This is a genomic window from Amycolatopsis orientalis DSM 40040 = KCTC 9412 (genome assembly GCF_000478275.1).
GTDB lineage: Bacteria > Actinomycetota > Actinomycetes > Mycobacteriales > Pseudonocardiaceae > Amycolatopsis > Amycolatopsis orientalis.
Genome location: NZ_ASJB01000069.1, coordinates 224,962 through 233,061, shown reverse-complemented (window position 1 = coordinate 233,061; position 8,100 = coordinate 224,962). Strand labels below are relative to the sequence as shown.

General features: G+C 70.6%; 4 protein-coding genes. All 4 read right to left on the bottom strand.

What is annotated here, in order from left to right; translation table 11 throughout:
• Positions 1–485 precede the first annotated feature (485 nt).
• Positions 486–1,667 (bottom strand): HNH endonuclease signature motif containing protein, encoded by a 1,182-nt coding sequence (locus tag L324_RS25385; RefSeq protein WP_081736465.1) that lies wholly within the window; start codon positions 1,665–1,667, stop codon positions 486–488.
• A 113-nt stretch (positions 1,668–1,780) separates the two neighbouring features.
• Positions 1,781–3,145, bottom strand: a complete 1,365-nt coding sequence (locus tag L324_RS25380; RefSeq protein ID WP_037313714.1) for a GH1 family beta-glucosidase — start codon at positions 3,143–3,145, stop codon at positions 1,781–1,783.
• An 11-nt stretch (positions 3,146–3,156) separates the two neighbouring features.
• The gene (locus L324_RS25375; RefSeq protein WP_037313602.1) at positions 3,157–4,416 is read right to left on the bottom strand and encodes an ABC transporter substrate-binding protein; all 1,260 of its coding nucleotides are present in this window, start codon (positions 4,414–4,416) and stop codon (positions 3,157–3,159) included.
• Positions 4,417–4,442: 26 nt separating this feature from the next.
• Positions 4,443–8,096 carry an ATP-binding protein gene (locus tag L324_RS25370; RefSeq protein ID WP_037313598.1) on the bottom strand — a complete coding sequence of 1,218 codons (3,654 nt, stop codon included), beginning with the start codon at positions 8,094–8,096 and terminating at the stop codon, positions 4,443–4,445.
• Positions 8,097–8,100 lie beyond the last annotated feature (4 nt).

The window sequence follows — 8,100 nt, the reverse complement described above, 5'->3', positions numbered from 1 at the left end:
TTTCGGCGACAGTATGTCGTCGCGTGGGCGGGTGGCGGATGTTGTGGCCGCTGGTCGGGTTGGGGTCTCGGGCTTCGCTCTGTTGCCGGGGCATGGTCGTTTTTCGGCGATGGCGCCTTGTTGTGTGGCTGCGTGTGGTGACCGCAGGCTGCGGGGACTTTGGGCTGCGTCCTCGTGCTCGAGTGATGGCCATATTTCGGCGACAGCATCTCGTCGCCTGGCCGGGTGGCGGATGTTGTGGCCGCCGGACGCGTTGGGATCCCGGGCCTCGCTCTGTTGCCGGGCCATAGTCGTTTTTCGGCGACGCCCCTGAGTGGCAGTGATTCCGTAGCCGCTCTCAGGCCACAACATGGGGGTGACGACGTGGCACTGCAAGATCGCGAGTGGACGACGTCGTAGTCGAGTCACGGCCATATTTCGGCAACCAGCCCTCCGCCGATGGCATCCTCGCGAACAAGGCACCGTCGTCGTTTTCCGGCGATGCTTCAGAACGGTGGCGGTTCCTCGGTCCGGGGTTCGTGCAGCGGAGGTGGTGTGCTTTCGTAGCTGTGTCCCGTGGGCGTGGCGACAGTGAGAGTGCCGTCCGGGCCCAGGTGGTAGTTCCAGCCGGGTTCGTCCTTCAACCGGTGATCGCGGCGGCAGAAGCTGACCAGCTCGGTATCGGCGGTATGGCCGCCGAATTGCCACGGTAGGGAATGGTCGAGGTCGCAGGCCTGGGCGACGCGGTGGCAGCCGGGTCTTCGGCACTCGCGGTCCCGCACTCGCACGAATTCGCTTAATCCCGCGGTGGGCCGATACCGGTCGCGGCCGAGGTCGAGCACCTGCCCGGACAAGGGGTCGGTGATGATCCGCCGCAGCACCGTGTCCGGCCCGCCGGCGATGTGCCGGGCCAACGCCGCCGGGATGTGCCCGTGCCCGGCCAGCTCGGCCGGGTCGTCGTTCAACCCCAGGTAGGTGTTCAGGTCCATGTACAGGAACACCTCGGACCGTTCACTCCTTCCGCCTTGGCCGCCGAGCAGGAGATCAAGGGCCACATCCGCGCGCAACTGGTCCAGGGTGCGCGTCTCCCCGCCGGTCTTGAGCGCGCGTGCTTCACGGTCGATCCGCGTGTACGCGGCGGCCACCTTCTCGACGGGGCCGTCCTCGACCTCGATCGACGCCACCCCCGTCTCTCCTTGGCGCAGCGAGAGGCGACGGCCGGCACGATGCCGCTCCACGCGTTTCGCCGCGCCGTCGCGGTCGGCCATCATCGCCGCGTGGTTCGCCGCTTTCCGGATCTGTTCGGAGTTTCGGCCCGGCAACCGGTCTTGCAGCACCTCATCCACCGCCTGGGCGTCTTCGTCGGACAGCCACGCGGTGGCCGAGGCGACCTTCATCGCCCCGTAACCGCCCACCAGACCGCGATCCAGCAGCCCCAGTGTCCGCGGCAGCCGTGTCGTCAACGCCTCCGCCGTGGCCACCAGCCCAGCCGCATGACCATCCACAATGGACAACTCGAACGCGACCTCCTGTGCGACGCTCGACGCGCCGCCACGATGACGGCTCAGCTGCCCCAGGGCGCGGAACCGGACCGCTTCCAGCCGTGCGATCCCTTCCGACGCCACTACGGCCGCGGCGACAGCATCCTTGTCCTCCAACGAATCCAACGCGGCATTGACCTCCTTCAAAACATCCGGCTCGGTGATTTCCTTCAAGAGCGCCACAGTGGCGTTGAGAGTTTCCACGCTCAGACCATACGACCGGCCACCGACAGTTTCCGGCGACGTCGGGTCCAGAACCGCTAGAGACCGTTGCGTGCCACGACTTCCGCGAAGAACCGGCCACTGTCCTTGACCACCCGTTCCTGGGTGGCGAAGTCGACGTGCACGAGGCCGAACCGCCGCGTGTATCCCATGGCCCACTCGAAGTTGTCCAGCAACGACCAGGCAAGGTAGCCGCGGACATCGGCGCCGCGCTCGATCGCGTCGTGCACGGCGGCGAGGTGCTCGGCGAAGTACCGCACGCGTTTCACGTCGTGCACGCGCCCGTCCACGACCTCGTCCTCGAAGGCGGCGCCGTTCTCGGCGATCACGAGCGGCAGGCCGGGGCAGTGATCGCGCAGCCACAGCAACAGTTCGGTGAAGGACTTCGGCCGCTGTTCCCAGCCGAGCGAGGTCAGCTCGCCGCGGGGCGGCCGGACGTCCATACCGCGCAGGCCGGGCAGCGGGCAGTTGCTGACGGCCTCGGGGTCGTCGAGCGGGACCACGCGGACGGGTGCGTAGTAGTTGACGCCCAGGACGTCCAGAGGCTGGGCGATGATCTCCAGATCGCCGTCGGCGATCGCCGGTTCGAGGGTGCCGAGATGCGCCAGATCCGCCAGCAACTCGGTCGGATAGCCGTGGCCCAGCAGCGGGTCGAGGAAGAACCTGTTGTGCAGGAAGTCGAACTTACGGGCGGCCTCGCGGTGCGCGGCATCGTCCACATCGGTCAGCACCGGGGCGAAGTTGAGCACGATGGACACCTCCTGCTCGTCGCCGCCGTCCGCGCGCAGCGCCTGGGCCGCTTGGCCATGGGCGAGCAGGAGGTGGTGCGCGGCGACCAGCGCGGTGCCCGCGTCCCGGATCCCCGGCGCGTGGTCGCCGTTGCCGTAGCCGATGAAGGCGGAGCAGAACGGCTCGTTGATCGTGGTCCACCGCCGGACCCGATCGCCGAGTACTTTGTGGACGGTCCGCGTGTAATCGGCGAACCGGTCGGGGAGATCGCGGTGGGGCCAGCCGCCCTCGTCCTGCAGCGCCTGCGGCAGATCCCAGTGGTAGAGCGTGAGCATCGGGGTGATCCCGCGCTCCAGCAAGGTGTCGACAAGGCGATCATAGAAGGCGAGGCCGCGTGGTTCGATCGTGCGGCCGTCCGGCATCACCCGCGACCACGCGACGGAGAAGCGGTAGTACGGCAGGCCCAGCTCGCTCAGCAGGCCGACGTCCTGTTCGTAGCGCCGGTAATGGTCGCAGGCCGGGTCACCGGTGGCGCCGTCGAGTACCCGGCCGGGTCGCGCGGTGAAGGTGTCCCAAATGGACGGTCCGCGCCCGTCGGCCGTCGTCGAACCCTCGATCTGGTACGCAGCCGTGGCCGTGCCCCAGCGGAATCCGGCCGGGAACGCGCGCGTCACACCGCCCCCGGTCACTTGCCCGCCGCGGCGCGGCCTTCGGTCGCGGCCTGGGCCCAGGCGTCGTCGAGCGCTTGCCTTCCCTCTTCGACGCGGCCGAGCGCGTGCCCGTACACCGGCCGCACCTCGCCGTCGCGCAGGCCGCGGTAGTTCGGCCGCAGTGCTTCGGCGGAGGCGGCGAAGAGCTTGCCGACCGGCGCGTCACTGAAGTACTCGCTGGTGTGGGAAAGCACCGCGCCGTCCCGGTAGGCGCCCTGCGCGCTCGGCAGGAGCCCGCTTTCGAGGAAGATCCGTTTCTGCTGCTCGGGCGCGGTGAGCCAGGCGGCGAGGTCGTACGCCTCCTTGCGGTGCGGGCCCTGTTTCGGGACGGTCAGGAACGATCCGCCCCAGTTGCCCGCCCCGCCCGGTACCGAGGTGACGTCCCATTTGCCTGCCAGTTCCGGGCCGCCCGCCTGTTCGATCTGGGTGAGCATCCAGGCGGGACAGGTGATCGCGGCGAACCGGCTCTGCTTGATCGCCACCGTCCACGGTTGCGTGAAGGTGGTGACGGCCGCGGTCTCCTTCTTCAGCGCCATCCCGCCCGCCAGCTCGAAGGCCTTGCGCACGTTCGGGTTGGTGTCGCCGACGAACTTGTCGCCGTCCTTGGCGAAGTAGTTCTCCTCGCCCTGGTTGAGCATCGCCGTGTAGATGGTGCCTGCCGAGTCGGCGAACTTGACGTCCGGCGTCGCCGTGCTGAACCGCGCACCGGTTTCGGCGAATTTCTCCCACGTGGGCCACAGCGCGGCCACCTGCTCGCGGTCGGTCGGCAGTCCGGCGTTCGCGAACAGGTCGCGGCGGTAGCACAGGGCGAGACTGCCCATGTCGGTGCCGAGGCCCATCACGAACTTCCCGCCGTCGGCGGTGCCCTGGTCCCATTTCCAGGTCGGCCAGCCCGCTCGCAGGCTCTGTGCGCCGAATTCGGAGAGATCGGTGAACTTGTCCTTCGACTGACGGAACTTGGGAAGGTACTGCTCCTCGATGGCCACGACGTCCGCGGCGCCCCGTCCGGCGCCGAGACCGGTGGCGAGCTGCCGGTGGTGCGTCTCGAAGTCGGCGACCCGGCCCTCGACCGTGATCCCCGGATGGGCTTTCTCGTACTCGTCGAAGAGTTTCTCGTAACCGAACTCGCCGAAGGTGGCGACGGTGAGCTTGATCGGCCCGCCGGATTCCGCTTGGCCCGAACAGGCGGTGAGCAGCAACACGGCGGCCGTCAGTCCGGCCAGCAGGCGGGTCATGGTTCTCCTCGGTCGGGCGGTGATGTTCACGCGAGTCGCCTGGGTAACTGGTCTCCGACGGTCAGCCGGGAGTCGGCGTGCAGTTTGGTGAGCACCCGGGACACCAGTGACTGCACCGTTCTCCTCGGCAGGCTCAGTTCGGCGGCGATCTCCGGATTGGACAGTTTCGCCGCCACCAGCCGGGCGACCCGCAGGTCCAGCGGTGACAGCGTGCCGGCGTGCCGGGGGCCCCGCTCGGCGCGGCTCAGCACGCCGTAGGGGCGCAGCCTGCCTTCCGCCCGGCGGATGCTCCAGGCGGCGCCGACCGGCCCGAGTACCTCGCACGCCTCGGTGAGCGTCTGGGTGGCCGACTCGAGGTAACCGGCGCGGCCGAGCAGTTCGGCGGCGTCCTCCAGTGCGGCCGCGAGTTCGATCGGGCGCCCGACCGCGCGGTAGTGATCGGCCGCGGCCAGTGCGCCTTCGGGGTCGCCGTCGATCAGGGCACGGCACCGCCCGTCCGCGGCGGTGGCCCTGGCGGGCACGGTCTCCTGGCGCGCCTCCTCGGCACAGACTTCGAGCGCTTGCCTCGCGACATCGTCGTTCCCGGCCGCGAGCGCGATCCGGACGACGTCGGGCAGCCACTGGTGGCGCAGCATCATCCGGGCGTAGTCGGGACGCAGCACCGGGGTGAACAGCCGTAGCGCGTCGTCGAGCCTGCCGCGCTGTTCGGCGGCCATCGCCTGGGCGGCGAGGTAGAAGTCGCAGCTCTCGCGCTCGGCGGGGTTCGACGGCGAATGCGCCTCGGCCGCGTCCAGATGCGCGCGGACGGAGACACGTTCGTCCCGGTGTCCCGCGATGAGCGCGGCGACCCCGTGCAGCAGGAGGGCGGCGGCGCCCTCGTCGCGCACGCCGTTGAAGGTGATCGCCGGTCCGTCCTCGGTGACCGAGTCCAGTTCGGCCAGCGCCTCGTCCCAGCGGCCGGTCCAGAAGTAGTGCACCGCGGCCGAGACCTGCGGGCCGGTCGGCAGGCCGTGCCGCGCGGCCGTCGCGTACCCGGCGCGCAGTGTCGCGTCGGCCTCGGCGAGCCGGTCGAGGTTCTGCAGGGTGAAGAGGCGGTTGTCGAGCAGGTCGAACCGCAGGGTCGCGAGTTCCGCTTCGTCACCGGCGGTCTCCAGCGCGGCGTCGACCGCGATCAGCGCGCGGTCGTGTTCGCGGCGGATCGAGTGCACGAGCCACAGGGTCTGCTGCGCGTGCGCGGCCGGGTAGCGCTCGCCCGCCTCGGCGGCTTCGGCGTGCAGGCTCCGTGCGATCCGCTCGGTCTCGTCGAGGTCGGCGAGCGCGCCGCGGCGGAAGTTCGCGAGCAGGGTCCGGGTTCTGGTGCGCCACAGCTCCGGCATCGACGGATCGTCCGCGGTGTCGGCGAGCGCTTCGATCGCGCCGGGGGTTTCGCCGCGGCGGTACCGCAGTGCGGCGAGGATATGCCGCATCTCGGCCAGATCCGCCTTGTCGCGGACGATCTCCACCGCCTGCCCGGCCTCGGCCTCCGGCGCCTGTTCGAGCCGGAACAGCACGCGCACCAGCGCGGCGATCAGGATCTCCCGCTGTTCGCGGGTGGGCACCGGGCTCGCGAGCGCGCCGCGGAGGAGGTCGACCGCGATCCGCGGCGCGCGGTTGGAGACCGCGACATGGTTGCCGGTGAGCCAGCCGACCAGCCACGGGTCGACCGGCGCCGGTTCGGCGGCCAGCTGTTCGGCGACCCGTTTGATCGGCGCGCCCGCCCTGGCGAGCGCCTCGGCCGCGCGCCGGTGCAGTGCGGCGCGCGCCGATTCGGCGATACCGTCGTAGAGCGCCTGCCGCTGGAACGGATGGTGGAAGGCGAGTTTGTCGCCGGCGTATTCGATCACCCCCGCGGTGGTGGCCGGTTCCAGCTCCCGCAGGACCTCCAGCGGCGTCTTGCCCGTCAGCGCGGCGACGTCCTCGACAGCGAACTCCGCGCCCAGCAGCGAGACGGTGCGCAGGATCTCGGTCGTTGCGGGGTCGAAGCAGTCCAGAGTGCGGCCCACTGCTGCCAGCAGCGACCGCGGCGCGTTCTCGGTGCCGTCCAGCGTCACCTCGGCCACGCCCGCTTTGGTCCGCAGCGAGCCGGTGCGCACCAGGTCGTGCGCGAGTTCCCTGGCGTAGAGCGGGTTCCCGGCCGCGCGGTGGATCAGCGGGCGGAGGCTCGGCCCCGGTTTCGCCGCCAGGATCACCTCGAACACGGCGGCGATCTCGTCGTCGGTCAGTACCTCGACCGGCATGATCTCGCCGTCCCGTGCCTCGACACCGCGCCGCAGCTGGGCCAGATCGTGGCGGCCGTGCCCGGTACGCGTGGCGGCGACGAGCAGCAGCGGCAGCTGGCGGGTGGCGGCGGCCAGGCGCTGCCACAGCAGCACACTGGCCTCGTCGGCCCAGTGGAGGTCGTCGATCACCAGCACCAGCGGGCCTGCCGCGCAGGTCTCGTCGACCAGCGCCAGCAGCTTGTCCACAGTGGACAGGACCGGATCGGCGGGGCCCCAGTTCCCGTGCGTGGGCTCGGTGTGCAGCGCACCGGCCAGCTTGGCCTTGGCCGGATCAGCCGAACCGTGGTGCACCCCGAGACATTCCATGATCACCTGCAGCGGGAACCGTTGCTGGAGTTCGTCGGCCGCGGTCCAGGCCAGCTGGCAGCCGCGTGCCCCGGCGCCCGCCAGCCCGGCGATCAGCAGCTCCGACTTGCCGATGCCCGGTTCGCCCTCGATCCAGACCGGACGGCCACGCCCGGCGAGGAGGTCGGTGACGAATCCGTCCAGCCGTCCGACCTGCCGCGCGCGGCCGGGCAGGTACGCCGGGCCGCCGCGTTCGATCGCCTTGGCCACCGGCGGCGGCACGATCCGCAGCGCGGCCTTTTTCGTTCCGGCGACAGGTTTTTCGGTGCCGTCGAGGATGCGCTGATGCAGTTCCCGCAGCGGACGCCCTGGTTCGACCCCGAGTTCGTCCCGCAGCACTCGTCTGGCGTCGCGGTAGACGGTCAGCGCCTCGGCCTGCCGTCCGCCGGCGTACAAGGCACGCATGAGCGTCTCGTACAGCGACTCGCGCAACGGGTGCCGCTGGATCAGGGCGGCCAGCTCGGCGACGAGTTCGCGATGGTCGCCGAGGCCGAGCAGGGCCGTGGCCCGCAGTTCGGTGGCGGACAGCTGGAGTTCGGTGAGGCGGACGCGCTCGGTTTCGGCGAATGGGCCCGATATGCCGGAATAGGCCTCGCCGCGCCAGCGGTCGAGCGCGGTGGTGAGCCGCGCGGCCGCACCGCGCTGATCGGCGTGGGCCAGGAGCCGCCGGGCGGCCGCGGTCTCCTGTTCGAACAGGCCGACGTCGAGCGCGTCGGGGTCCAGGCGCAGCACATAACTCGATCCCGAGGAATGCAGCATCTCGTGCGCGGCGCCGCCCGCGTCGCGGATCGCCCCGCGCAGACCGGAAACGTAGGTGTGCACACTGCCGGTGGCGCTGGCGGGCGCCGCTTCGCCCCAGACGGCGGCGATCAGCTCGCCGAGCGGGATCGCCTGGCCGCGGCGTGCGGCCAGGGTGGCGAAGACCGCGCGCTGGCGGGTGGGGCCGAGCTTCAGCTCGACGTCGTCGATCCAGGCACGAGGCGGCCCGAGCAGCTCGACGCGCAACCCGTTCGTCACGCCG